The 25,690-nt window shown below is 66.3% G+C and carries 25 protein-coding genes; 8 read left to right on the top strand and 17 right to left on the bottom strand.

What is annotated here, in order from left to right; translation table 11 throughout:
- Window positions 1–79: 79 nt before the first annotated feature.
- Complete coding sequence (locus IEX24_RS12745) at window positions 80–1,522, bottom strand: sugar porter family MFS transporter (protein ID WP_188678855.1); 1,443 nt, start codon at window positions 1,520–1,522, stop codon at window positions 80–82.
- A gap of 312 nt (window positions 1,523–1,834) precedes the next feature.
- Between IEX24_RS12745 and IEX24_RS19625 the strand changes: the two genes are divergently transcribed.
- A complete protein-coding gene (locus tag IEX24_RS19625; RefSeq protein ID WP_203586004.1) occupies window positions 1,835–2,089 on the top strand; it encodes a hypothetical protein in 255 nt (84 codons plus the stop codon).
- 10 nt (window positions 2,090–2,099) lie between these two features.
- Here the strand turns inward: IEX24_RS19625 and IEX24_RS12735 are convergent, their stop codons facing one another.
- From IEX24_RS12735 to IEX24_RS12725, 3 genes are all read right to left on the bottom strand, one after another.
- Window positions 2,100–3,794 carry an AMP-binding protein gene (locus IEX24_RS12735; RefSeq protein WP_188678853.1) on the bottom strand — a complete coding sequence of 565 codons (1,695 nt, stop codon included), beginning with the start codon at window positions 3,792–3,794 and terminating at the stop codon, window positions 2,100–2,102.
- 114 nt (window positions 3,795–3,908) lie between these two features.
- Entirely contained in the window at window positions 3,909–4,712 is an 804-nt protein-coding gene (locus tag IEX24_RS12730) for a thioesterase family protein (protein ID WP_188678851.1), read from the bottom strand.
- Between the two features lie 33 nt (window positions 4,713–4,745).
- Window positions 4,746–5,564, bottom strand: coding sequence for an SGNH/GDSL hydrolase family protein (locus IEX24_RS12725; protein WP_188678849.1), 819 nt, complete (start codon window positions 5,562–5,564; stop codon window positions 4,746–4,748).
- Window positions 5,565–5,651: 87 nt separating this feature from the next.
- Between IEX24_RS12725 and IEX24_RS12720 the strand changes: the two genes are divergently transcribed.
- Window positions 5,652–6,260, top strand: coding sequence for a helix-turn-helix domain-containing protein (locus tag IEX24_RS12720; RefSeq protein ID WP_188678847.1), 609 nt, complete (start codon window positions 5,652–5,654; stop codon window positions 6,258–6,260).
- A gap of 91 nt (window positions 6,261–6,351) precedes the next feature.
- On the top strand, window positions 6,352–7,113 hold the full coding sequence (locus tag IEX24_RS12715) for an RES family NAD+ phosphorylase (RefSeq protein WP_188678845.1): 762 nt from the start codon (window positions 6,352–6,354) through the stop codon (window positions 7,111–7,113).
- A gap of 142 nt (window positions 7,114–7,255) precedes the next feature.
- Here IEX24_RS12715 and IEX24_RS12710 read toward each other — a convergent pair whose 3' ends face one another.
- From IEX24_RS12710 to IEX24_RS12700, 3 genes are all read right to left on the bottom strand, one after another.
- Window positions 7,256–8,905: a long-chain-fatty-acid--CoA ligase gene (locus IEX24_RS12710; protein WP_188678843.1), complete on the bottom strand. Its 1,650-nt coding sequence runs from the start codon at window positions 8,903–8,905 to the stop codon at window positions 7,256–7,258.
- Window positions 8,906–9,004: 99 nt separating this feature from the next.
- Window positions 9,005–9,862, bottom strand: coding sequence for a 3-hydroxyacyl-CoA dehydrogenase (locus IEX24_RS12705; RefSeq protein ID WP_188678841.1), 858 nt, complete (start codon window positions 9,860–9,862; stop codon window positions 9,005–9,007).
- Between the two features lie 99 nt (window positions 9,863–9,961).
- Window positions 9,962–10,573 carry a TetR/AcrR family transcriptional regulator gene (locus IEX24_RS12700; RefSeq protein WP_188678839.1) on the bottom strand — a complete coding sequence of 204 codons (612 nt, stop codon included), beginning with the start codon at window positions 10,571–10,573 and terminating at the stop codon, window positions 9,962–9,964.
- Between the two features lie 69 nt (window positions 10,574–10,642).
- Here IEX24_RS12700 and IEX24_RS12695 point away from each other — a divergent pair, with 69 nt between their 5' ends.
- Window positions 10,643–13,024: an alpha/beta fold hydrolase gene (locus IEX24_RS12695; RefSeq protein ID WP_188678837.1), complete on the top strand. Its 2,382-nt coding sequence runs from the start codon at window positions 10,643–10,645 to the stop codon at window positions 13,022–13,024.
- A gap of 111 nt (window positions 13,025–13,135) precedes the next feature.
- The gene (locus IEX24_RS12690) at window positions 13,136–13,945 is read left to right on the top strand and encodes a maleylpyruvate isomerase N-terminal domain-containing protein (RefSeq protein WP_188678835.1); all 810 of its coding nucleotides are present in this window, start codon (window positions 13,136–13,138) and stop codon (window positions 13,943–13,945) included.
- Between the two features lie 47 nt (window positions 13,946–13,992).
- On the opposite strand, the gene IEX24_RS12685 is transcribed toward IEX24_RS12690, so the two are convergent.
- From IEX24_RS12685 to IEX24_RS12645, 9 genes are all read right to left on the bottom strand, one after another.
- Entirely contained in the window at window positions 13,993–14,493 is a 501-nt protein-coding gene (locus IEX24_RS12685; protein ID WP_188678833.1) for an NADPH-dependent FMN reductase, read from the bottom strand.
- Between the two features lie 128 nt (window positions 14,494–14,621).
- Entirely contained in the window at window positions 14,622–15,491 is an 870-nt protein-coding gene (locus tag IEX24_RS12680) for an oxidoreductase (RefSeq protein WP_188678831.1), read from the bottom strand.
- Between the two features lie 148 nt (window positions 15,492–15,639).
- Complete coding sequence (locus tag IEX24_RS12675; protein ID WP_188678829.1) at window positions 15,640–15,939, bottom strand: hypothetical protein; 300 nt, start codon at window positions 15,937–15,939, stop codon at window positions 15,640–15,642.
- Window positions 15,940–16,033: 94 nt separating this feature from the next.
- Window positions 16,034–17,005 (bottom strand): NAD(P)-dependent oxidoreductase, encoded by a 972-nt coding sequence (locus tag IEX24_RS12670; RefSeq protein WP_188678827.1) that lies wholly within the window; start codon window positions 17,003–17,005, stop codon window positions 16,034–16,036.
- Window positions 17,006–17,152: 147 nt separating this feature from the next.
- On the bottom strand, window positions 17,153–17,500 hold the full coding sequence (locus IEX24_RS12665) for a LysR family transcriptional regulator (protein WP_188678825.1): 348 nt from the start codon (window positions 17,498–17,500) through the stop codon (window positions 17,153–17,155).
- Window positions 17,497–18,414, bottom strand: a complete 918-nt coding sequence (locus IEX24_RS12660; protein WP_229715282.1) for an NADP-dependent oxidoreductase — start codon at window positions 18,412–18,414, stop codon at window positions 17,497–17,499. Before IEX24_RS12660 ends, IEX24_RS12665 begins: the two co-directional genes overlap by 4 nt.
- Window positions 18,415–18,573: 159 nt before the next feature.
- On the bottom strand, window positions 18,574–19,053 hold the full coding sequence (locus tag IEX24_RS12655; RefSeq protein WP_188679084.1) for a hypothetical protein: 480 nt from the start codon (window positions 19,051–19,053) through the stop codon (window positions 18,574–18,576).
- A 183-nt stretch (window positions 19,054–19,236) separates the two neighbouring features.
- The gene (locus IEX24_RS12650) at window positions 19,237–20,199 is read right to left on the bottom strand and encodes a ferritin-like domain-containing protein (RefSeq protein WP_188678821.1); all 963 of its coding nucleotides are present in this window, start codon (window positions 20,197–20,199) and stop codon (window positions 19,237–19,239) included.
- 93 nt (window positions 20,200–20,292) lie between these two features.
- Window positions 20,293–21,627, bottom strand: coding sequence for an Ig-like domain-containing protein (locus IEX24_RS12645; RefSeq protein ID WP_188678819.1), 1,335 nt, complete (start codon window positions 21,625–21,627; stop codon window positions 20,293–20,295).
- A 117-nt stretch (window positions 21,628–21,744) separates the two neighbouring features.
- Between IEX24_RS12645 and IEX24_RS12640 the strand changes: the two genes are divergently transcribed.
- Both IEX24_RS12640 and IEX24_RS12635 read left to right on the top strand, forming a co-directional pair.
- Complete coding sequence (locus IEX24_RS12640; RefSeq protein ID WP_188678817.1) at window positions 21,745–22,488, top strand: hypothetical protein; 744 nt, start codon at window positions 21,745–21,747, stop codon at window positions 22,486–22,488.
- Between the two features lie 99 nt (window positions 22,489–22,587).
- Window positions 22,588–23,508, top strand: a complete 921-nt coding sequence (locus IEX24_RS12635; protein WP_188678815.1) for a dienelactone hydrolase family protein — start codon at window positions 22,588–22,590, stop codon at window positions 23,506–23,508.
- 111 nt (window positions 23,509–23,619) lie between these two features.
- Here the strand turns inward: IEX24_RS12635 and IEX24_RS12630 are convergent, their stop codons facing one another.
- Complete coding sequence (locus tag IEX24_RS12630) at window positions 23,620–24,609, bottom strand: MBL fold metallo-hydrolase (RefSeq protein WP_188678813.1); 990 nt, start codon at window positions 24,607–24,609, stop codon at window positions 23,620–23,622.
- A 155-nt stretch (window positions 24,610–24,764) separates the two neighbouring features.
- Here IEX24_RS12630 and IEX24_RS12625 point away from each other — a divergent pair, with 155 nt between their 5' ends.
- Complete coding sequence (locus IEX24_RS12625; RefSeq protein WP_188678805.1) at window positions 24,765–25,667, top strand: SCO6745 family protein; 903 nt, start codon at window positions 24,765–24,767, stop codon at window positions 25,665–25,667.
- The last annotated feature ends 23 nt before the right edge of the window (window positions 25,668–25,690 follow it).

Below are 25,690 nucleotides of genomic sequence, written 5' to 3'. Positions count from 1 at the left end.
AAGGTGTCGTTCGGTTTCGGTCTCGCCCAATACCTGACCGGCGAACTCGCGGTGCCTGCCGCGCGGGCTTGATCTCACTTCAGCGCCGGCCGGCGGGCTCGACGGTGATGGTGGTGAGCGCTTGCGTACGGAAGTCGTTCTCGATCTCTTCGAGTGAACGCCCCTTCGTCTCGGGTACGGTTCGCGCCACGAAGATCAGCGAGATGATGTTGATCAGCACGAAGAGCGAGAAGGTGCCGGTCGAACCCAGCGCACCGTTCACGATGGGGAAGGCGAAGGAGATGGCGGCATTGACCGTCCAGAGCACGAAGACCGCGATGCCCATCGCGAAACCGCGAATGGCCAGCGGAAAGATCTCAGATAGCAGCAGCCACACACAGGTGCCGATGAAGCACTGAACGAAGGCGACGAACAACATCATGCAGGCGAGAATAAGGTAGCTCACGGCATCCGATTGGGGCAGTGTGAAGGCCAAGGCGAGTAACGCCTGCGCGCCCACGACCCCCGAGAACCCGATGATGAGCATCTTCTTGCGCCCGACAAAACCGAGCAGCCAGATGCCCAGGATGGTCGTGACGACGCTCGTCGCACCGACACCGATCGTGGCGACGAGCGCCGCGCTGACGCCGAGTCCGCTCGATTCGAGGATGGTCGGGGCGTAGTAGTTCACGGTGTTGATGCCCGTGGCTTGCTGAACAATGGCGAGCCCGCAGCCCACGTAGAGCAGGCGGCGCATCCAGCGGTTGTTCTTGAGGTCGCGCCAGGCCTGGCCCTTTTCGCGCTCAGCCTCTTTCGAGCCGCGTACGATCTCGTTGAATTCGCGCTCGGCTTCGTCTGCGGGGCGGCTTAACTCGAGCACCTCTCGGGCATGAGCGAAGCGCTCTTTGATGGCGAGGAATCTCGGAGATTCGGGCAGAACGAGCATGCCGATCAGCAGGGCGATCGCGGGGATGGTCGCAACGCCGAGCATGACGCGCCAGACCGACGGGTCGTGGATGAGCGCGTCGAGGGCGGCATTGATGGCGAAGGCGAGCAGTTGGCCGGTGACGATCATGAGTTCGTTAATGGTGACCATGCGGCCGCGGAGGTGGGTTGGCGCCATTTCGGCGAGGTACAACGGGCAGGTGACCGCTGCCGCTCCGACACCGAGGCCGAGCACGATTCGCGCGATGATCATGATTCCTACGGTGGGCGCGAGTGCGCAACCCAGCGCGCCGATGAGGAAGGTGATGGCGCAGGCGATCAGTGTGCCGCGTCGACCGAGCTTGTCGGCCAGCCTGCCGCCGATCAGGGCGCCGCCGGCTGCGCCCGGAAAGAGCAGGGCCGACACGACGAGTGCCTCTTGCAGCGAATCCATCTGCAGGGCGTCTTTCATGTACAGCAGCGCGCCCGAGATCACGCCGGTGTCGTAGCCGAAGAGCAGGCCGCCGAGCGTGGAGATGATGGTGAGCTTGACGAGGTAGCCGCGATGCGCCCCGCCGACGCCAAGCCCGACGGCTCCGGTGAGTGAGGGTACTGACATGAGGGTGAACCTCTCCGTTGAGATCGAGCTGACCGGAGCGTGCGCTGGCGGATCCTGTCTAATGTAATGACATTACAACCTTAATCTCCTCATGTCGACACGTCTCAGACTTTCGGATCTCCCTTCGCGACCACGTACATGACGTACTTGACACGAGGAATCGGTTCGCCGATTTGATCGCGGCACTGCGTGAATACGCTGACGCTTGGGGAGACCGCTTACAAGCGGCCCCGAACCACCGCGAGAACTGGGCGCTCGTGCAGGTCGTCGAGCTCTCGAGCTCTCGAACTCTCGCTCAGAGACGGGCGAATTTTGCGTACTGGTATCTCGCGGCCGGTCGATCGTACGACGTATGGAGCGTCGATCTGGGGAGCGATTCTGCGCGATCAGCTCGACGTTTCGTCTGACGAGTTCTGGGCGTGTGTCGACGATTCCGGTCTGCCTCGACGTCGCGTTGAGGAGCCTCTGCGCACTTCGCTGCCGTTGCAGCTGGTCGTGCAACTCACGACGACGGCGGGGCTTGCGCGGCAGCAGCATCGCCTCCGCGTAGGCGGGGTCGGCGGGTGAGTGGGGCGAGTCAGTGCCGCCACTCTGTGGTGATGTGCTCTCCGCGGTCGAAGGCCGCCTCCTCGCGCTCACGCAACTCGACTCGACGGATTTTGCCCGAGATGGTTTTTGGCAGGTCGAAGAACTCGATGCGGCGCACGCGCTCGAACGCAGAGAGTTCGGCGTGCGAGTGCGCGAAGATCGCCTGCGCGGTCGATTCGTCTGCCGACCATCCATCGGCCAGCGCAATGTAGGCCTTCACGACGGAGAGCCGCGTGGCATCCGGAGCCGGCACGACGGCAGACTCAGCGACGGCGGGATGCTGCAGCAGCACGCTCTCGACCTCGAACGGTGAGATCTTGAAGTCAGACGATTTGAAGATGTCGTCGGTGCGGCCGATGAAGGTGATTGTGCCGTCTGCGGCGCGCTCTGCGACGTCACCGGTGTGAAAGTAACCGCCTGAACGGGCAGACGTCGTTCGGTCGTCGTCGTTCAGGTAGCCCGACATGAGGTTCAGTGGCTCTACCGAGAGGTCGAGACAGATTTCGCCGGTTGAGGCGGGCTCGCCGGTCAGCGGGTCGACGATGGCGACTACCACCCCGGGAAGGGCTCGGCCCAGAGACCCGGGCACGATCGGCGCACCGGGCGGGTTCGCGATGAGCGCGGTGGTTTCGGTCTGACCGTAGCCGTCGCGAATGGTGAGGCCCCAGGCCTGCTCGACGGCCGCGATGACGCCCGGGTTCAGCGGTTCGCCGGCCGAGAGGGCCTCGTGCAGCGCGCGGGGTTTCGTGCCGAGGTCGGATTGGATGAGCATCCGCCACACCGTAGGAGGTGCGCAGAACGTCGTCACGCGGGCCTCGTCGAGGCGTTCGCGCAGCGCAACGGGGTCGAAACGGCCGTAGTTGTAGACGAAGACGGTCGCTTCGGCGTTCCAGGGCGCGAAGAACAGGCTCCAGGCGTGTTTGCCCCAGCCCGGCGAACTGATCGCCAGATGAATATCACGTGGCCCGACGCCCAGCCAGTACATCGTCGAGAGATGCCCCACGGGGTACGACGCCTGGGTGTGCACGACCATTTTCGGCTTCGATGTGGTGCCCGAGGTGAAGTAAATGAGGCTCGGGTCGTCGGTGTTCACGGCCGCCGTGGGGTAGATTCCGAACCCGTCTCGCGAGTCGTTGTAGTCGAACCAGTCGTCGGCGATGCGCTCGGGCAGGCCGTCGGGGGCGCCACCCACTGCGATGCGACCGAAGTCGCCGTCGAGCCCGGCGAATTTGTCGACTTCGGCCAGGTCGGCGATCACATAGCTCACTTCGCCCCGCACGAGCCTGTCGTCGAGGTCGACCGTCGAGAGAAGTGTGGTGGTCGGCAGGATGACCGCGCCGAGCTTCATGATGGCAAGCATCGATTCCCACAGCTCGACCCGGTTGCCCAGCATGAGCATCACGTGATCGCCCTGCTGCACGCCGATCTCGGCGAGCCACGCAGCCACCTCGTCAGAGCGGGATCGCATGGTGTCGTAGGTGATCGTGGTCTCGCTGCCGTCTTCTTCGACGATGTGCAGGGCGAGCCGCTCGTTGCCGATGGCGATGGCGTCGAACCAGTCGACCGCCCAGTTGAAGTGGGGCCCCACGTCGGGCCAGTCGAACGCCGCGGTGGCCGCTGCCGCGTCTGTGCGGTGTTCGATCAGCAGATCGCGAGCGGCCCGGAAGTTCTCGGTCGGGTTCATGGGTCTAGTCTGACGCACGCCACCAGTCGCGGCGCGATCCAGGTTGCGCAAAAGCACCTGTGGCGCGTGTCGAAGGTGCCTTTGCGCACCGTGCTCGGGTGTCGCACCAAAGCATCAGCGTTCGCGGGCAGGCGGGAGGGGGCGCACGGTGAGAATCTGCTCGGCGCGACCGACGGCACCGTGGGTGTCGTGCAGCACCGTGCTGGTGAGCCCGTGCCCGGCAGCGCCGAAGGTGACGGTGGTGTCGAGCCCCACCCAGGGCCCCGCCGGTTGCCGGTAAAGATGAATGGTCAGGTCGACGTTCGGGAACATCCACTCTGTGATGGCCTCGCGTACGGCGATTCCGTTGGCGGTGTCGACGAGCGCGATGAACGAGGCGTGAGCGCTCACCGTTTCGCCCGCCACAAGTTCAGTTGAAGTACCGAGCCAGGCGACGGTGCGACCGGGCCGCGGTGGTTCGATGGGCCGCACATCGAGCGATGCCACGTATCCGCCCGACCAGGTCTCAGCGAGCGGCCACGAGCTGATCGCCTCCGGTGAGGGCAGCGGGGCAGGCTCCCCGCCCGCGACCGACGTCGTGTCGACGGTGCCGATGAACCAGGCGCGAGCGAGCACGGCGGGTCGGCCGCCGATCGTCACGGTGGCCTCGACGAGCTCGATGGTGCGGCCCGGCCGAATGGTCTCGACGCTGATCGTGCAGTCGTCGCTGGCCAGAAACCCGAAAATGTCGAAGCTGATGCGCGCCAGTTGCTTGGTGTCGACGTCGGCGGGATGCTCGGCAGCGCGATGCCGATCGATGGCGTGCACGATCAACCCGCCCAGCGGGCTGAAGTGAACCTCGCCCGGATTCCACGCCCCACCCGCCTCGTCCGTCGGCCGATAGCGGTGTTCATCCTGTCGTTCGAAGTAGGCGGTCATGGTCTCTTTCGGGTTCGCGAGCGCCGAATAACCCTACTCCGGCAAGACAGATGGCCGGTTCAGCTGGTCGCCCACCAGCGCCGCGATGGCAGCCATACCGGCAGCATTGGGGTGGTACGGCGCACCACCGCGCAGCGAATAGTGAAAGTGCTTCGACCATGGTTCAGCCGAAAATGCATGGTGCGACGCCGAGATATCGGAGGCCGCCGCGTACAGGCACCCCTCGGCCGCGGCGACCGCGCGGGTCACTTCCACCAGGCGCGCCGCCATCGTGCGGCCCCAGTGCGCGGCCCCAGAACTGAGCGGCGGCGTGGCGATCGACTCGTCAGCGGGCACCAGCGTGACGTAATCGACAAGAACGATGATGCTGTGGGGCGCCCGGCGCCGAACCTCGCGCACGAGCGAGGTCAGGGTCTGTGTGAGCTGGTCGAACCGTTCATCCAAGTGGCCCGTGCCGTTCGTATCGGCCAGCCCTCGGCGAATCGAGGGCAGAACCCTCAAGAATCGAGGCACGCTCGCGGCGACGAGACCCGGAATGTACCCCACGTCATTGCCGCCTCCCGTGACCGTCACCAATCGCGTCGTCTCGGTGACCGCTTCGATCTGCCCGCCCGCGGCCAGCATCTCGGCTGCCGTGGCGCCAGAGAAGGTCACATCGTCAAGATCGAGCTCGAGTCGCGCAGCCAGCAGGTGCGCGTAGTTGTTCGCCGAGCGACCGGATGCCCGTGGCGCCCCCTCTACTCGAGGCGGTATTCCGGGGCCGGCCCCGAACGAACTGCCGAGGGCGACGTAACGATCACCGGGCTTCAGCTCGCGAAACGGAGTGCCTTCGTTCGTGTCAGGGTCGGGCATCCACGCCACCGTTCGTTATCAGTGCTTTTATCGTACTCCTCGCACACTAAATACCACTGTGGTAAAGTGTGGGCAGAGGAGAAAATCATGACGAGCGCGACTACCGAACTCACTCTTCAGCACTATCTGGCCGACAGCGGCGTGGCCTGGAGCGAGCACGATGTGGTTGCTTCGATGGAGCTGCTGATCGGTGCTCGACGCGGTGCCGCAACGGTGGCGCTGAGCGAGGCCGAGCAGCAGTTGTGGAACCGCTACTCCGGCACTCCTGTGGCGGGCACTCCCGAAAGCGTTGAACTGGGCAGGCTGGCAGATCGACGCAGCTTGACCGAGGTTGCAGTCGCGAGCGTGGTGGCGTTGACCGCTGAGCAGGTGGCCGATCAGCTGGGTCTTCGGGCATCCACCATTCGCCACTACCGGGCCGAGGGTAAACTCTACGGCTTCGTTGCCGACGGCAAGACCCGGTTTCCGGGCTGGCAGTTCGTGAACGACCTCACAGCCGTCGTGCCCGGGCTGGCTACTGTGCTGGGCGCGTTCGAACCGGGGCTGCATCCCCGTTCGGTGATGGGGTTTTTTCAGACTCCCCAGTCAGAACTGGTGATCGGAGGGGTCGCCGTGAGCCCGCGTGACTGGCTGCTCGACGGTGGCGACCCCGAAGAGGTGAGAGTGTTGGCGGCCGAAGTGGGGCGCGGCCTCTGAACTGGCTGACCCTGAACTGGCCGATCCTGAGCCCGCTGGGCCTGAGCGGGTCAGGCTTGACCTGGCTGATCTTGAACGAGGGAGCCGTTCTTTGACGGCGAGCGAGCGGATGCCCTCGTTCGACCCTCCGGCCCCGGCCGCTCTCGTGGCGCTGGGCGCCGACGTTCGAACGGTGATGCCTGCGCAACCGCTGTGGCGCATCCACTTCACGGCCGGGCGATACCCCCAAGCGTGGAACGGCGTGCGCACGTGGGGCCCGCTCGCTTCGGCGCGATGGGACGCTCACCCGCTACCTGAGGGCGAGCATCCTGAGCATGGCGCTGCCTACCTCGCTTTCGACGTGGTGACCTGTCTGGCCGAGGTGTTTCAGGCAACTCGATTCGTCGACGTTCACACCGGGTCGCCCTACATCACGCTCTGCGAATTCAGCAGACCGTTGAAACTCGTGGATGTCAGCGGCGACTGGCTTCTCAAGGCGGGCGCTCGCTCGTCGATCGCGTTCGGTAAGAAGTCGCGAACCAGGGCGTGGGCGCGCGCCATTCGGCAAGCCTGGCCTGACGTCGACGGCGTGCTCTCCCGATCGGCCGTCGCAGGCGCGCACGAGTGCGTGACGCTCTGGAGCACAGCCGACGCGGCCGACGCGGGCAGTGTGGCCGACGCGGGCAGTGTGGCCAGCGCGGGCAGTGTGGCCGGTGTGGCCGACGCGGGCAGTGCGGCCGACGCGGCCGGGTCGCGCGCTGTCGCTACGTTCTCGGGGGCGCCGCTCTCGTCGAATCCGCTCTCGTCGCCCGCGATCGCGCCGAACATCAAGGCCGCCGCCGAGTCGATCACCTTCTCGAGCAACTGCATCTGAGGGGTGGGCGCGGGGTGGGAGTTAGGTCGGAGCTCGGCGCCGATGCCCGCAATGCGTCGACATAGCGCGTCAGCTCCGACGTAACTCCCGTCGCCGCGGCCCCGATGCGACCGCACCAGCCACGACTCGACCGCGCGCGGAGCTACTCGGCGAAGTCGAGCACGAGCTGGCGCTTCAGCACCTTTCCGCTCGCGCCCAGCGGCAGTTCGGCGACGAAGTGCACGCTGCGCGGAAACTTGTACGCCGCCAGATGCTCCTGTGCGAACGCAATCACCTCGTCGGGGGTAGCGGATGCTCCTGCCTTCAGCACCACGGCCGCGTTCACTTCTTGGCCGTGTGTCTCGTGCGGTAGCCCGAACACGGCGACGTTCGCTATGGAGGGGTGCCGCATGATGACATCTTCGACCTCGCTGGGGTACACGTTGTAGCCGTTTCGCACAATCATGTCTTTCTTGCGGTCGACGATGGTCAGATAGTCGTCATCGTCTTTCGTGCCCAGGTCTCCGGTGCGAAACCAGCCGTCGACCATGGCGGCCGCGCTGGCGTCGGGGTTGCCGAGGTACCCCTTGAAGAGATTGTGCCCGCGCACCACGATCTCGCCCAGCTCACCGTGCGGCAGCAGCCGAATCTCGCCCTCGAGTTCGGCGTCGGCGATCTCGGCCTCGACGCCCCACATCGGCCGACCGACGGTGCCCGGCTTCACTGGTTCGCCCACGTGGTTGAAGGTGACGACGGGCGACGTTTCGGTGAGCCCATAACCCTCGTGAACTTCGGCGTCGAACGTCGTCGAGAACGCCTCGAGCACCGCCAGTGGCAGCGCAGATCCGCCCGAAACCGCATAGCGCAGGGGAGGCCGGGCCGAATTGGATGCCGCGGCCTGCAGCAGCGCGATGAACATGGTCGGCACGGCGGTGAACACTGTCGCGCCGAACTTCTGCATCAGGTCGAGTGCCTCAGATCCGTCGAACTTGGGTAAGAACAGCACGCACGCACCGCTGCGGAAGGAGATGTTCATCACCGAGGTCTGCCCGAAGGTGTGAAAGAGCGGCAGGCCGCCGAACACCACGTCTGAACTCGACAGGTCGAACATATCGACCAGAGCCACATTCACCTGCTCCACCAGAGCGAGATGCGAGCCGACTGCACCCTTCGGCCGGCCGGTCGTGCCACTGGTGTAGAGAATCGTCGCCGCATCCAGCGGGTTCATCGGCTCGTAACGCTCGATCGGCGTGGCCGCGCGCGCTTCGTCTTCGAGCCGCGGCACCGGCACCGTCGCGGTCAGCTCGTCGGGCAGCAGCACCGAAAGCACGGGTACGCCCATCGCTCCGGCGGCCTTCGCACCCTCGGCGAGCACGGGCGCCGCGGCGATGAGCAGCTTGGCAGAGCTGTCGCGCAGCACAAACCCGATCTCCTCGCTCTTAAAGAGCAGATGAATCGGCACGACCACGGCTCCGAGTGAGAGCACCGCGTAGTACACCCGCGGAAAATCGGGAACGTTCGGAATGAGCACCGCGACTCGGTCGCCCCGGCCGATTCCGCGCGCCTTCAGGGCTCCGGCGTAGGCGCGGGTCTCGTTCCAGAGCTCACCGCAGGTGATGGTGCCGCCGGCCCACGAGATGGCGGGGCTGGCTGAGCGGCGGTGGGCGGTGTCGGCGAGTATGGCCGCGACCGAGAGGCTGCCGTAGCCGGGGCCGGTGAGTGCGGCATCCACTTCGACCGGTTGGGCGGGTGCGGCATCCACTTCACTGTTCTGGGCAGTGGATGCCGCGGCCGTGGTTTCTGAAATCGTCATTGATTCGCTTCTTTCGTTGAATGCAGAGCGTGAAGGGTATTCGGTGCCGTGCGTCGCAGCGCTCGTGCCGAACGCACGGGCAACCGCAAGCGCCCGACCTCAGTACGCGTAGAAGCCCTCGCCGGTGGAGGTACCGAGCTTGCCCTTGTCGATGTAGTTCTCTTTCAGCAGCGCGGCGAACTGCTGCGATTTCTTATCGGGGCTCGACGAGGCGATGTTGTACGCGGTCGTCAGCCCCACGATGTCGTAGATCTGAAAGGGCCCGAGCGGTGCGCCGGTGCCGATGCGCCACGTCTTGTCGACCATCTCAGGGTCGGCGATTCCATCGACCAGCAGCCCAGCCGCCGCATTCATCAGCGGCACGAGCAACGAGTTGAGCACGTACCCGGCCTTCTCCTTCTTGATCTCGATGGGAACCAGCCCGCTGCCGGTCGCAAACTCGACCACCGCGGCGTAAACGGCGGGGTCGGTGTCGGTCGTGCCCATGATCTCGGCGGTATTCGACCGCCACACGTGGTTCGCGTAGTGCAGCGCCAGAAAGCGGTCGGGGCGCCCGGTGAACTCCTTGAGGTCGCTCGGCAGCAGGGTTGAGGAGTTCGTGGCGAAAATGGTTTTCGCGGGCGCGAGCGTCGCGAGTTTCGTGTACAGCTCGCGCTTCAGCTCGAGCAGTTCGGGCACGGCCTCGATCACGAGGTCAGCATCGGCCACGGCGTCACCGAGGTCGGCAGACAAGTGGATGCTCTGCAGCGCACCCTCGGCCTGCTGGGCACTCGCTCCCACCACCGGGTCGGCCTGGTAGATCGCGGCGAGCTTAGCGAACTGGGCTTTCGCCTTCTCGAGCGCGTCATCAGTGACGTCATACGACGTGACCTCGAACCCGTGAAACGCGGCCTGAAATGCGATCTGAGACCCGAGCACTCCGGTGCCCAGCACGGTGACCTTCGTGATGGCTGACATGTGATTCTCCTTACTGATTGAAACTTCGTACTGAGTAATGCTTCGTGCTGACTGATGCTGCGTGCCTAGGGCGGGCCGCGAACTAACTGGCGCCGCGACCTACTGGTAGATGCTGCGAATCCAGATGCCCGACAGAACGTCGAGCACGTGCGAGTGATCGATGGCGGGTGTTTCGCCGGTGAACGCCGCGCCGAGCACACGCTCGTTCATCAGGTTCAGTGCCGTCGCCAACTCCCCGGCGTCGACGCCCTCGGGCGCGGCCCCCCTGGCGCGCTCGGCGAGAATGACCTCGGTCGAGTACCCCACCCAGGTCTGCATCGATTTCGCCCACAGATCGTGAACTTCTGCGTTGCGCACGCGCCCGGTGATGGCGGCAGCCGACACCGCTCGATGTTCGGTGAAGACCTCGACGAAGACGGCGATCGAGCGGCGCCAGGCCGCCTCCGGGTCGACATCGAAGTCACGCGGCAGCGCCGCGACCCGGTGCTCGACCTGACTGATGACCTGGTCGAGCAGCGCGAGCAGCACGTCGTCTTTCGACGAGAAGTAGAAGTAGAAGGTGGGGCGTGAGATGCCGGCGCCGGTGGCGAGCTCTTCTATGGAGATGTCTTCGAGCGGGCGTTCGCCGAGCATCCGTTCGGCTGTGCTGAGAATTGCCGCTTGTCGATCGTCGCCCGAGGGGCGGGATGCGCGGCGCGAACGTTGAGCCATGCTGACACTGTAGCGACAAAACTCGACAGTGTGTTGGTTTAATCAACACGGTGTCGATACAGTAGCGACATGACAGAACACGTTGATGTGTTGATCGTGGGTGCAGGCCTCAGCGGAATCGGCGCGGCCAGCCACCTGAAGCGCGACTGCCCCACCAAATCGTTCGCGATTCTCGAGTCGCGCAGCGCGGTCGGGGGCACGTGGGACCTCTTTCGGTACCCGGGCATTCGCTCCGACTCCGACATGTACACCCTCGGCTACTCGTTTCGACCCTGGACCGACGCGAAAGCCGTCGCCGACGGCGACTCCATTCGCGACTACATCACGAACACCATCGCCGACGAGGGCCTCGAGCAGCAGCTGCGTCTGAACACCCGCGTGATCAGCGCCGCGTGGTCGACCGAGACCGCACTCTGGACGGTGACGGCAGTGCGCACCGGGGGTGGCGAGTACACGGCGGCTCCGGATGCCCGGCCGGCCGAGACCGTCACGTTCACCTGCTCCTTCCTCTCGGTGTGCTCGGGCTACTACCGCTACGACGAGGGGTTCAGCCCTGCGATCGCGGGTTCCGAGTCGTTCGAGGGTGAGATCGTGCATCCGCAGCACTGGCCTGCCGAGCTCGACTACACAGACAAACGCGTCGTGGTGGTGGGCAGCGGCGCCACCGCGGTCACGCTTGTGCCGTCGATGGCGAAGACCGCTGCGCACGTGACGATGCTGCAGCGCTCGCCGACCTACATCGCGCCGGTGCCGTCGCGAGACCACATCGCCGATCGTCTGCGAGGCAAGCTGCCTGCGCAGCTCGCGTACGACATTGTGAGAGTGAAGAACATCGGCTATTCGATGTTCACGTACCAGCTCAGCCGTCGGCGCCCCGAAACGATGAAGGCGATTCTGCGCAAGTCGGCGGTGGCCAAGCTGCCGGCCGGGTTCGACGTCGACACGCATCTCGCTCCCGCTTACGAGCCGTGGGACCAGCGGCTCTGCGCGATTCCGAACGGTGATCTCTACCGGGCCATCAGTGCGGGAAACGCAGACATCGTGACCGACCGTATCGAGCGCATCACGCCCACCGGCATCGAGCTCGCCTCTGGCGCTTCGCTCGACGCCGACGTCATCGTCACCGCGACTGGCCTGAACCTGCTGGTCACGGGCGGGATGACGCTGAGCGTCGATGGCACGCCGGTCGACGTCTCGCAGACCCTGACCTACAAGGGCATGATGCTCGCGGGGGTGCCGAACTTCTCGCTGACCATCGGCTACACGAATGCGTCGTGGACCCTGAAGGCCGACCTCGTGGCGCGCTACGTCTGCCGGCTGCTGAAATACCTCGACCGGCACCACTACCAGTACGTCACGCCGCAGGCACCGACATCGGTTTCGGCAGGCGAACTCGTACCGCTGATCGACCTTCAGGCCGGGTACATTCTGCGCGACGTGGGCGAGCTGCCGAAGCAGGGCGAGCGCTCGCCCTGGCGGCTTCACCAGAACTACGTGCGCGATTTTCGTCTGCTGCGCGCCGGCAGCATCACCGATGACGTGCGGTTCGGCCGCAGCGGCGAGCATCCGCTCGACTTGCCCGGCACGGCCGTCATCACCGTCGATGGCATTCACCTGCGGTACCGCAGCACGGGCACCGGGTCGCCGATTCTGATGGTGCACGGCATCGGTCAGAGCCTCGATGACTTCACCGAGCAGCACGACCTGCTCTCGACGACGCACCGCGTGGTGAGCCTCGACCTGCCCGGCTTCGGGTACTCCACTCGCCTGCCGGGTCGTGCCACCCTTGCGCGGCTCGCCAGCATTCTGCCCGCGTTTCTCGACGCGGTCGGCATCGCCGAACCGGTGCCCGTGGTGGGCAACTCGCTCGGCGGGGCTGTGGCCATGACGTTCGCGGTCGCGCATCCCGAGCGTGTCTCGGCGCTCGTGCTTGCCGACAGCGCCGGGTTCGGCCCCGAGGTCACTGTTGTGCTGCGGCTGCTCGCGGTCAAACCCCTCGCTCGCGTGCTGATGCGGCCCAACCGCGCCAACTCGGCGCGCACCGTGCAGGCGCTGTTCTACGACAAGACCTTGGCGACGGATGCCCGCATCGACCACTCCTTCGCCCTCTCTAGGCGGCGCTCGCACGCGGCGACGATGCTCGACATCGCCCATGACCTCGGCACGATTCGGGGGGTGCGGCCCGAGTGGCGGCGGTCACTGCTCGGGGCGCTGCGCCGACTCGAGATACCCACGCTCGTGGTGTGGGGCGATCACGATCATGTGCTGCCGTTCATCCACTTGGCGGCTGCTGCCGAAGCGCTGCCGAAAGCAGAGACCCATGTCTTCGAGAAGACCGGGCACATGCCGCAGATCGAGCGGCCCGAGCAGTTCGCGGCGCTGGTCGACGACTTTCTTGCGCGTCGAGTCGGCGCTTCACCGGCCGCCGCGAGCGCCGTGCAACAGGCGTAGGCTGCGAAGGGCTCGCAGTCGAGCCGGCGCGCATCGTCAGCCTTCGACCGGTGTTCATCCGCTCGGCCGCTGCCCATGAGAGCCATCCGCACCCCGCACAGGAGGCACCCCATGACCGAAGCCGACAACGTAATCGCAGCACTTCGCACGGTGCATGACAGCCTCGTCGAGTTCGTGACTCCGCTCAGTGACGACGACCTGACCCACGCCTCGGGGGCTTCGGAGTGGGATGTGTCGGGCGTGCTCAGCCACCTCGGCAGCGGTGCGGTCATCAACCGGGCCACCCTCGCCGCGATGCTGGCCGGCGAGCCGAACCCGGGCCGCGAGTTCAATCAGTCGGTGTGGAACGAGTGGAACGCCAAGTCGCCCCGCCAGCGCGTCGACGACTTTATCGCGGCCGATGCCGCGCTCGTCGAGGCCTACGAGGCGCTCGACGTCGACCAGCGCGAGTCGCTGCGTATCGATGTGGGCTTCTTGCCCGCGCCCATCGACGTTGCGACCGCAGCACGCATGCGGCTCAACGAGCAGGCACTGCACTCCTGGGATGCCCGGGTGGGCTTCGACGCTTCGGCAACCATCGCGCCCGAGGCCACCGCATTGCTCCTGGGCGGCAGCGGCGACCTGCTCGGTTTCATCGCGAAAACCGACCAGCTCGGCGGGCGTCAGCTCGTCATCGAAGTCACCACCGCCGAGCCGTCAGCGGTGTTCGCGCTGAACCTCGCTGAGCGCGTCACCATCGATTTCGATTATGCGGCCGATTCGGATGCACAGAGCTCCGTCGACGCCACACTCACCTTGCCCGCCGAAGCCTGGCTGCGGCTCTCGACCGGGCGGCTCGACGCCGACCACACTCCCGCCGGAGTCACCACCACAGGTGCGGCCGACCTCGACCTGCTGCGCGGCGTCTTTCAAGGGTACTGAGCCGTACCCCAAGGGCTACTGAGCTTCACCCTCAGGGTTATTGGGCTTTACGCCGCAGTACCGAGTAGCCGGTCGAGCGTCGGCCGCCACTGCGTCAGCCACGCGTCGAGTGCGCCCGGCTGGTCGTAGCTGGAGTCGGTGAGGTACAGCCCCTGTGTCGGGCAGATGGCGCCCAGTTCTACCAGTACCGGCTTCAGCAGCAGCTCGGGCGCCAGGGCGTGTGCCGGCCCGGCGCCGAGCATCAACGGAATCGCCACCACGCCGGCGAGCCCTGTCGCTCCGGCGAACTGGTCGAGAAACAACTTGAGCACACCCGTGTAGGTCGCCTTGAACGTGGGCGACGCGAACACCACGAGATCAGATTCGGCCACGCTCGCCACGGCGGCCTTCACCGTGGCGTCACCCCAGCCGAGCAGCGGCGCGCCGAGCGTGATGACGTCGACAACGGAATCCGCTGGCCGCCCGGCAATCACCTCGGCGAGCAGTGCCCCCGCCGCCAGCGTTCGCGACTCAGGTTTCGGGTTGCCGGCGACGACGGTGACTTTCACGATGTGGGCTCCTTCGCGTGCGACGGCGGGCATGGGCCCGCACTGAATCGGACGTGTAAAGCATCTTTACATGTCAGCACGACGTGTAAAAAAATGGGTCGATTTCTTACACGTCGCAGAGGGCAGCCTCAGCCCGCGATGGAGTTCAGCTCGGCCACGGCATCGGCCGGCAGCTCGAGCGCGACGCTCGCCACGTTCTGCCGCAAGTGCGCCGTCGACGACGTAACCGGAATGAGCAGGATGTTCGGCGAACGCTGCAACAGCCAGGCCAACGCCACCGCCATCGGCCCAGCCTCGAGCCGCGCGGCGACAGCAGAAAGCGTTTCGACCTGCAGGGGGTTGAACCCGCCGAGCGGAAAGTACGGCACAAACGCGACGCCCTGCGCGGCGAGCGAGTCGAGAAGCTCGTCATCGCCCCGCGTCGCGATGTTGTAGAAGTTCTGCACCTCGACGATGGGCGCAATCGCCTGCGCCTCGGCCACTTGCTCGGCGTTGACGGTGCTCAGCCCGATGTGCTTGATCAGCCCTGCCTGCTGCAGTTCGGCGAGAGCGGTGAACTGTTCTTCGATCGAACCCGGCGCCGCGTCATTCATGTGACCGACGCGCAGGTTCACCACATCTATGGCGTCGAGCCCGAGGGTGGCGAGGTTCTGGTGCACTTGGTCGCGCAGTTCGCGGGGCGACCGCGCTTGGGGCCAGCCGCCCTTCTCGTCGCGCCGCGCCCCGACCTTGGTGACGATGTGCAGCCCCTCTGGGTAAGGGTAGAGGGCCTCGCGGATGATCTGGTTCGTGTAATGCGGCCCGTAATACTCTGACGTGTCGATGTGGGTGATGCCCAGCTCGACGACAGTTCGCAGCACCGCGACCGCTTCGTCGTGGTCGGCGGGCGGCCCGAAGACGCCGGGCCCGGCGAGTTGCATCGCGCCGTAGCCGACGCGCGTGACGGTGAGGTCATCGGCCAGGGTGAAAGTGCCGCCGGCGAGAGTGGATGATGGCATGGTGTCCTTTCGGTGATGATCGGCCGCCCACGGGCATCGAACCCAGTCGCCGACTTCACTCTTTACTATGCGCCTCGCGGCCTCCCCCAGGAAATCTCGGCGGATTCCCTCGGCGGCAGCAGACAGCCAGCAGCGGGCGGCCGAGGGCTCAGGCGTCGCCGATGAAGGCGCGCAGCTCGACCGCGACGTCGGCGATGTCGACGCCTCGGGCCTCGGCGAGGCGGCTGATCAGCCAGGAGCTCAGCACGACCGCCGCGCCCACGAGATCGCTTGCGTCGATGATGGAGGCGGGGTTGCGCTCGTCGGCGTCGTCGTCTGCCACGAGCAGGGCGAGAGCCATGTCGAGCGCGACTCGATTCTCGGCTTCAGAGTTTTCGGGGTTCTGCGAAACCACCGCGTCGAGCAGAACCGAGGCCGCCAATCGGCCCGAATCTGGCATGCCTGTCACAGTCTCCCCCTCTGCGGCCGCCGGTTTGAGCGACTGTTTCACCAAGTATGGCACCCGAAGGCGGGCCAGATTCTCGGCCGAACGCTCCGAAACGTCAGCTGACGAGGTTCGTCAGCGCGGCACCCGTGTGCAGTGCTTCGACGTTGGCGCGCACGAGGCCGGCCGCACCCTGCGGCCGGTTACCCGCGATGTGGGGGGTGAGAATGAGGTGCGGCGCATCCCAGAGCGCCGATTCGGCGGGCAGTGGTTCGACCTTCGTCACATCGAGCGCTGCGGACCGCAGCTGCCCCGACTCGAGAGCGTCGATGAGGGCGGCTTCGTCGACAGTCGCCCCGCGCCCCACGTTCACAAAAATAGCGCCGGGCTTGAGGGCGCCGAAGAGCGCCGCTCCGAAGGTGTCGGTGGTCTCCGGGCTCGCGGGCAGTACCGAGACGAGCACGTCAGTACGGGCGAGCAGCTCGGTCGCATCGCTCGCGGCGACCACGTCGAAGCCGTGACGAATGCCCGTGGTGCTGGCAACTCCGGTGACCGTGGCCCCGAGCATCCGGAGCACCGGCGCGAGTGTGGCAGCGATAGAACCGAACCCCCAGATGGTGACCTGAGCGCGATCGAGTGTGTAGCGCCCCGATGTGGCGCGGGCGACTTGGGCGGTGTTGACGGCGGTGTTCCACTCGTGTTCGCGCTGCGATTCGAGTAGCTCGTCGAGGCTGCGAACGGCGGCGAGAATGAGGGCGAGGGCGTGTTCGGCGACGGGCCCGTCGTGCAGAGAGCGGCCCGATGCGATGGCCACGGTGTCTCGAAAGCCCGCTGCGAGTGCCGCGTCGGGGCCGGCTGCGAGGGTCTGCACGAGGCGAAGTTGGCTGAGGCGGGTGGCGGCATCGTGCAGGTTCTCGGGGGTGTTCTGCCACACCACGAGCACGTCGGCGGCCAGGTGCTCGTCGGCGAACGGACGCTTGGCGTCGTAGACGATGACCGTGTCGTCGTTCGGCGCGGTCGCTCCCGCGATGCTCGGGTTGCTCGAGTTCGCGAGGTCGAGGTCGATGGTGTTGGGCAGCAGAATGATCATCGGCAGCAAGCCTAGCGCCGCCCGGCCGCGCGGCAGTGGTCACCGCACCTGCCGACGCCTGCCCGGCTGCTCGGCTGCCCCACGCCGCTCGGCTGCCCCGCAATTCCGCTGCCCAGCTGCTCGCCTGCCCCCGCCGCTCGTCCACGCTCAGCGCGACTGCCTCCGCTTACCGACCCGCGGCGCGCCCTTCACCGCGGGCGCGCGCCCCTTGCCCTTCGACGCCTTCGCCTTGCCGCCCGGGGGAGCGACGTTCGCGGCCGCCGCTGCGGCCTGCTTGGCGAGTTGCTCGAGGGTCGTCGCGAGAAGTGCCTCGCCGGCCGGCGTCAGCGTCGTGGTGCTCGCCGAATAGTCGAACAGTGGATGCCCGAGTTCGGCTTCGAGCTCTTTGACCGATGCCACGAGCGTCGCCCGCGAGACGCCTTGTTCGCGGGCGGCATGCGCGAAGTTCAGACTCTCGGCACCCGCCACGAAGTGCTTCATCAGCTCGTTCTTCATGTGAGCAACACGATCTTGCCCCTTGTGTGCCGCTTCGCGAGCTCGGTGTACGCCGCCTGCACCTCGTCGAGCGGGAAGGTTGCCGCAATGGGCACATCGATGCTTCCGTCGGCTACAAGTGCCGCCATTTCGCCCAGCACCTCGGCGGTCGATGCGGTCGAGCTGCCCTCGGTCTTGGCTCCGACGCGATTCGCCGCCTCGAAGGCTATGACGGTGTCGATGCGTTCGGGCGCGATGCCCAATTCGATGCCCAGGTCGACGTACTCGGGCCCGTGAGTGTCGATCAGAGCATCCACCCCGCCCGGCGCAGCGGTATGGATGCGGCCGGCCAGATCGTCACCCGCATAGTCGACCGGCGTGGCGTCCACAGACGCGAGCCACTCGTGATTCGCGGGTGAAGCCAGCGCGATGACGTTCGCGCCCTTCGACTTCAGCAGTTGCACGGCGATCGAACCGACTCCGCCCGCAGCTGACGAGACCACCACGGTGTCGCCCGGGCCCGCGCCCACCGCACGAACGGCGGCGAATGCGGTCACCGAGGCGACGAAGAGCGAGCCGGCGACGGGCCACGAGATGGCCTCGGGCTTCAGAATCAGCTGGGTGTCTGGCACGAGCACGTAGTCGGCCTGGCTCGAGCGTTTCTCGCTCCAGCCGATGACCTCGTCGCCGACAGAGAACCGAGCTGCGCCCTCTGGGCCGTCTGCGCCCACGGCCACGACGATCCCTGCGAAGTCTGAGCCCTGCCCCTGAGGCAGTTTCGAAACGAAGCGGCTCTCGAGGGCGCCTTCGCGAATAGAAAGCTCGCCCGGGTTCGTTCCGGCAGCAATGACCCGCACGAGCACCTCGCCTGCGCCGGGCTTCACGACGGGTACCTCTGCGACGGTCAGCACCTCGACCCCGCCTAGGCTGTTCATTCGAACCGCCCGAGCCGTTTCAGCAATTCGTGGTGCGCTGTCAGTCATCGTTTCACCCGTTCTGCGCCAGCCGGCGCCTTTGAACAGGCGCGTGCGGGCTGGCCGCTGCCTTCACGATCATCGCACAGCAGCCCGCGTGATTCGACCCGCAGCCGCGACCTACCCGGCGGTGCCGATCGTCGTGAAGTCGCTACCGATCTCTGCGCCGCCGCCGTCGTAGACGGTTACGCTCACCGACGAGCCGTTCTGCCCGGTGCCCTGAACGTAGAAGCCATCGAGATTGGTGATGGTCAGCGTTCTCGTCACCGGGTTCGTGCCCGACGTCGTGGTGACAGTCGCCCCAGACACCAACGTTCCCGTGAAGGTGCCAGAAATGACGACGGTCGCCGTCGAACCCGCCGGAAACGGCACGAAGTCGAACCCTGACGTGCCGCGATAGGTGAGGCGCAACGGCTGCCCGACTTTCGGCGGCGTCGGCTGCAGGGTCACCGAGATGTCGGTTGGCGTGCCTGAAGCCGAAGCCGCGGGTGCCGCTACGGCCAATGCGATGACCGGAACAGACCACGCTGCTCCTGTCACAACACCGCGCCGGCTGATGCCTGACGGTGCCTTTTCTGCCGAATCGGTTTCGCTCGTCATCGTGTCGCCCCTCACTTCGTTGCCGTCGTTGGCATCTCGAGGGGCCAGCCTAAACGAAATACCCCCCGAACGGGGTTAATTCTCGGCGAAAGAAGACACTTTGTCTCAGGTGAGCTGGGTTCAGAACGCACTGAAGGGCCCCCGTCGAACGGAGACCCTTCAATGCACGAGCTGAGAACGTGCCTAGCTGGCCGCGGCCCCGTCACTGGTGTTCAGGTCGCCGTTCACGCCGCCCGGAAAGAAGCCGCCGCTGGTGACGGCTTTGGGGTTCAGGTACGCGATGTTCAGAACCTGGCCCGGGGTGCGGCTGAAGGTGATGCCGTTCTTGTCGGTGGGCACCAGGTTCGCTGCACCGTTGACGGTGATGCCCTGGTCGAGGTCGGTGCTGCCGTCGAGGCTGTCACGGGCATCCGAAATCTTGTTGACCGTGTCGTAGATCGATGGGGTCTCGATGCCGAGCCCGAAGAGCGTCGAGCGTACGATGCCCGCGTGATATGCCTCGACCGAGAGGATGCCCGCCGCAGCCTCGAGGTAGGTCTTGTTCGTGATCAGCGGCGCTGCGCCCTTGTACGCGGTGACTCCGACGTCTTCGAAGATGAAGGCGCCGATCAAGAAACTCACGTCGTCGGCGTAGGGGTCGAAGGTCTGGCCGGCCTTAATGACGCCGGCCGCCGTTGCCGCGGCGGTGAAGGCGTCAGAGATGTTGATGGCAGGTCTGGCTACCGCGGCAGCGCCGAGGGCCGAGCGCAAGAACGAGACGTGGGCACGTTCGTCGGCCGCGATCTCTGTTGCGTAGGCCTTCACCGCGGCGTTCTTGAAGTCGACCTGCTTGCCGCCGGTGACAGCGCCGGCCGTGCCTTTGCCGCCGATGAGATTCGCCGGAAGCCCGGAGCCGGTGACGGCGTGAAGGTAGAACTCGGCCTCGAGGTATTCGAGGTTGAGTGCGAAGTTCAGAATCGAACCGTCGCTGATGGGGGCGGCGGCCGCGACCTGCTGAGTCACAGCCGCTGCGCCCATGGCAGGCAGCAGCACGGCTGCGCCGACACCGGCGGCCCCGAGACCCGCTGCGGTGAGCAGCGCACGACGGTCGAGCTTGGTTTCTGAGCTTCGATTGATGGCGTTGGTGATGAATTTATCGTCGAACATGTGTGCTCCAGCTTTCAATAGTTACGCGATGCCCCTGCGCGAGCGTGAAGAGGTTTTCGAAACGGTCAAGCGATGAAACGAGAGATGAAGCGACTAGCTCTTCGCCGAACGTCGGCGCAGAAGAAAGAGGCTGCCGCCGACGAGCAAGAACGCTCCGGCAAGCCCGCCGATGCCTACTCCGTCAAGACCAGTGGAGGCGAGCTGTGTCGTGCTGCTGCCAGAACCAGACGAGCTGCCGCCAGCTGCGGCCGGAGTGGTCGGCGTCGGAGTGGGTGTGGGCGTCGGGTCGGCGGTCACCGTGAGGGTGGCCGTCGCGGTGCGTTCGGTTCGAACTCCGGTGAGCGTGACCGTGTAGTCGCCGGCAGCGGCTCCGCTCGGCAGCAGAAGGGAGTCTGCGTAGCTGCCATCGGTTTCGGCTGCGAAGATCTGGTCGGGTCGAGTGCCGCCCAGAGTGACAGGCGCACCTGACGGGTCGGTGACCGTGAGGGTCAGTTCTTCAGCGGGGCTGAACCCGGTAGCGGAAAGCGCAGCTCCGGTGGCAGAACTGGCCGAAACCGTTTCGCTCGTCGGTGCGAGAGTGAGGCTCAACGGAATCAGCGGCACCGGGGGAGTCGAGAAGTAGAACGTCACCGCCTGGCGGGTTTCGCCGGGCAACTCGTTGCCCTCTGCATCGGTCTGGTAGACGAGAACACGCACGGCGTCGGTCGCGACCGTTCCGCCGCCCGGCTCGTAATCGCTGAAGTCAGTCGCGATGGAGAACGTGCCGTCGGCCTTGATGATGCCCTTGCCGGCGGTGTCGTTGTGCCCGGCACGGCCGGTGTACTGAATCTCGACCGTCAAACCCGGTGCGCCGGTGCCCTCGAACGTCGGTGTCGCAGTATCGACTGTGCTGCCGACTGCCGGCGAGGTGACCGCAAAAGGCGCCAAGGGAACGGCCGCGGTCTGCAGAGTGAACGTCACGACCTCGGAATCGACGACAGTGGTGCCGTCGGCTGCCATCTCGTCAACGGTGGCGACGATCTGCTTCTGCCCCGGGGTGAGGTCGGCGAAGTCGGCCGTAGTCGACCAATTGCCGGCGTCGTCGACATCGGTGTCGCCGTAGACGGCCGGCTGATCTGGGCCAGAAAGGCCGGTGAACAGAATTTGAACGTAGTCTCCGTTGGCCAGCCCCGTTCCGGCGAAGTCGACGCGGTTCGGCACCCCGTCGAATGGCACGCCGGTATCGCCGTTGCTCGGCGTCGTAACGGCGAATGGGTCGGCGGCGAACGCGGCGGGTGCCAGCGCAAGTGCCGGAACGACCGCGATAGCGGCTGCTGCACCGAAGACGGCGAGGCGTTTGCCGACCCGCCGCGAAAGACGGCTGGGGGGCGACTGCGCCGGCATCCATTCGGCGCTGTGCGCGCGCAGTGACAGAGATCTCTCTCGCATGGGGGCTCCTGGTTTGTAGACGACAAAGGAAGAAGCGCCCCCTGCGACGGCGGCATCAGGGTCAAGATAGCGCACATCTGGTCAGAAGTCATCCCCTAACTGAACAGGTGTCACCCCTTGACGTTCGGTGTTCAGTTGTGCTGGGTAGGCTGGCACTCGTCGGGGCGAAACGAAGGTCGGGCGATGGTCGAGGGCAAGGCGAGCAAGCACGAGAAGGCTGCCGCGAAGAAAGCGAAGAAGGCGAAAGCCGAGCAGGGCAAAACCAAGCGCGCCGCCGCTAAACGGGCGGGCTCGAAGCGCACCCGGCGCTCGTATTTTCCGGTGGATGCGCCCTCTGTCGCCCGCGCCGTCGAAGAGGGCGTGCTGATGTCGCGCACCGCGCTCACCATGGCCACCATGAACAACATCATCATCGGCGCCGTGCGAGACAAGGTCGACTACAACCCCGAACAGATCGCCGAGTTCGTCGAAGCCGAGTTGCATCAGCTCACCCTCGAACAGGCCGGGCTGGCCGAGCACATGAAGAATCTGCAGCTCGAGTTTCCGCCGCTGCCGAAGAAGTCGCGCACCATCGCCGACTACCAGTGGCTCACGCAGCGCCGGGTGACCTATTCGGCGCTCGCGTCTGAGCTCTACCGGCTGCAGAGCGACCCCGAGTTCATTGCCGAGGCAGTGGATGCTTCGCAGAAGTGGGCCTGGTCAGAACTCGCCCGTGCCATCGAAGGGCGCCTCGACGTGGCCGCCGATCTGCGTTCATCACCCGACTACGCGGCCGAACGCGACGAGCGCATGCGCGAACTGCGCGAGGTCGACCTGCAGGCGCTCGCAGACGCGAAGGCGCTCGACGACGCGGCAGGCTAGGGCCGCGCCGCGGGCTCGGCCCGCAGATTGAGGGCGCAGGCCGGGGCCGCGGGCTAGGCGCGGCCGAATCCGTTCATTTCGATGCGTAAGAATGAGCGTATGAATGCTCCCTTCTCCGCGCCGCTCTCGGCAGGTCTCGAAACGCTGCTCGCCTCGCAACTCGAGCAGCACCCCGTTCACACCGAAACCATCGAGTTCTCGGCCGGCGGGGTCGATTTCGGCGGATTCGTGGCCCGACCCGGCGGCTCCGCAGTCGGTGGCGATGGCGCGGGCGCCGGCGATGGTGCGGGCGCCGCTTCGGGCACGGGCGCCGGCGCGCCCGAGGGCCCGGAAGCCCCCGAGGCTCCGGAGGCCCCGGAAGGCCCCGCCGCAGAGCTGCTGCCCGCCGTGCTCATCATCTCCGACTGGACGGGCCTCAACGATCACGCCCGCGTGCGGGCCACCATGCTTGCTCGGCTCGGCTACATCGGCCTCGCCGGCGATGTGTACGGCGGCGGCGCCCAGTTGCCACCCGACCAGGCCGGCGCGGCCGCCGGAAAGTTCTACGGCGACCCTGCGCTCTTTCGCGAGCGCATGCAGGCGAACCTCGAGCAATTGCGCGCCCTGCCTGGCGTCGACCCCGACCGGCTCGCGGTCATGGGCTACTGCTTCGGCGGGTCAGCCTCTCTCGAGTTGGCCCGCACCGGCGCCGAGCTTGCCGGGGTGGTGTCGTTTCACGGGCGGCTGCAGTCGGGCATCCCGGCGGCCGAAGGCGACATTCGCACGCCGGTGTTGGTGCTGACGGGTGCGAGCGACCCGGTGGTTCCGGATGCCTCGGTGCTGGCTTTCGAGAACGAAATGCGTGAGGCGGCCGCCGCCGACTGGCAGGTAGTGAGTTACAGCGGAGCGATGCACGCCTTCACCATGCCCGACGCGAACAGCCCCGACCACGGCGCCGCCTTCGACGCCCGCGCGAACGCCCGCTCGTGGTCGGCTATGCGCACCTTCTTCGACGAAATCTTCACCCCCGCCGCTGCCTGACGCCGCCACCGCGTGCGCGCACAGCCGCCGCGTGCGCGCACAGCAGCGGTACTTACGTCGGAGCTGGGCGAACATGGGCGCGTATTGCCGGCATGCGCGCTGTGCTCCGACCTAACTCCCAGCGCGCTCCATGTGCCACGCCGTCTGCGCCAGCGCCGAGCGCACGTACGCGCCGTGCAGGTTCTCCCACCCTGCGCTCCACTTCAGCTGCGAAGCCACCTCCCATGTGGAGGCCGCCGGGTTCGCAGCCAGCACCGCCGCCGCTTCGCGCGAGCGCTTCAGGTGATGCTCCGCTGACTCAGCACGCCGCGCCGCCAGCCCCGTGAACCGGTAGCCGTGCCCCGGCAGCACTTCGAACGAATCGTACGGCGCAAGTTTCTCGAGCGAACGAACGTAGTCGCTCACCGGGTTACTTGCGGTCGGCCCGCCGAGCCCCAGCCCACCGAAGATGGCTGGCAGCACGTGGTCGCCCGTGAACAGCAACTGCTCACCCGGGGCCGCGAGGCTGATCGACCCGAAGGTATGCCCCGGCGTCGAAATCACCTGGATGCCCGTTCCCGGCACCCCGAGATCATCCCCTTCATCGACTAGCACGTCTGCCTCGATGGCCACCTGATCACCCTCGGGGTTGAACGTGACGTCGAGTTCGGCTTGCCGTGAGGGCGGTATTCCCCAGGCTTCGGCGAGAGCATCCACGCTGACCGCGGGCCCCTGCTCGGCCAGCAACATGGCCCGAATCGCCTCGTCTTCGACCCGCGAGAGCTGCACTCGCGCCGGAGTCGCCTGCTGGTATCGGTGCGTCATACCCACGTGGTCGCGGTGCATGTGCGTGAGCGTCACCGAGGCCACGCGCTCGGCCGATGCGCCCATGGTCTTGAGCGCGGCGAGCACGCTCTGCCAGTTCTCGTCAGAATCCCAGCCCGCATCAATGACGTGCACAAACCCGCTGTCGTCGATGACGAAATAGCTCAGGATGTACGGCAGCAGTTCACTCGGAATCGCAAGCGGCAACGCCCAGACGTTCGGCCGCACCTGCTCGAGCGGGGGTACTGCCGCCGCCAGCGTCGCTTCGTATTGTGCAGAACTCGTTTCACGCATCATCTGTCAACCCCGCAGCCGCCTATCACCCTCGTTGCTCGTTGCCTGTCTAGACTCAGCCTGTTGGAAGCCGGGCACCTTCGCGTGCTCGGTGCTCGCACAGACTCAGAACCCGCCCGAATTCAGTGCCCACCCAGACTCGCCGCCGAGGAGGCCTCATGCCCACCGTACTTCATCTGGCCCGTGCGTTCTGGACGCTGTTCGAACCCATCCACGCCCTCACCTATTTCGCGCCCGAGGCTCGCGAAGCCTTCGCCGAAGTTGGTCTGAGACGCTATTGGGATGGCTATTTCGCGGGCCGAGCGGCACCGCTGGGGGCCGTGAACGGGCCGCCGGTCGTGGCGATCTTCAGCGGATTCGCCCCCACCCTCGTGAACCGCGCCCTGCCCGCGGTATGGTCGACCGCGTCACCCTCGATCGTGCTGGAGGCCCGAGCCCGCGGCGCCGAGAACGCCCTCTGCGCCGTCACGCCCGACGACGACCTCGTCGCGCGCGCAGCCGCGGCACTCGCCTCGATCGCCGCCCGCGTCGACACCGCCGGCCGCCCCCTCGCAGCCGCCAACGCCGCCCTCCCGCCAGGCGACAACCCGTACCGCTCGCTCTGGCAATCGACCGCCACCCTGCGTGAGCACCGCGGCGACGGACACATCATCGCTCTGGTCACCGAACAACTCGCCGGCCTCCCGAGCATCGTTCTGCGCAGCGCCATCGATCACGACCCGGCCACCATGCAACGCAGCCGCGGTTGGTCTGACGATGAGTGGATGCACGAGCACTCCGCCCTCCAGGCCCGCGGCCTCATCGCGGCAGACGGCCGCGCCACCCCCGAGGGCATCGCCGCCGTAGCCCGTGCCGAAGCCCTCACGAACCGCCTCGCTGCAGCACCCTGGGAGGCCTCACACTCCGCCGAGCTGCTGCACGTGGCATCCACTCTCGCCCCCATCGCCGCCGCCTGCCGCGCCCTCATTCCCGACCCGAACCCCCTCGCCATGCTGCAGCCCTGGAACCCCACCGAAGACCCCGACGCTCTCCGTATCGCCGACGCCCCCGCCCCCGCCTAACCCCCGTGGATCACAAAATCCGC

This window comes from Subtercola lobariae (genome assembly GCF_014640255.1).
In the GTDB taxonomy this organism is placed as follows: Bacteria; Actinomycetota; Actinomycetes; order Actinomycetales; family Microbacteriaceae; genus Subtercola; species Subtercola lobariae.
The sequence above is the reverse complement of the archived record's forward strand: the minus strand, read 5'-3'. Positions and strand labels throughout refer to the sequence as shown.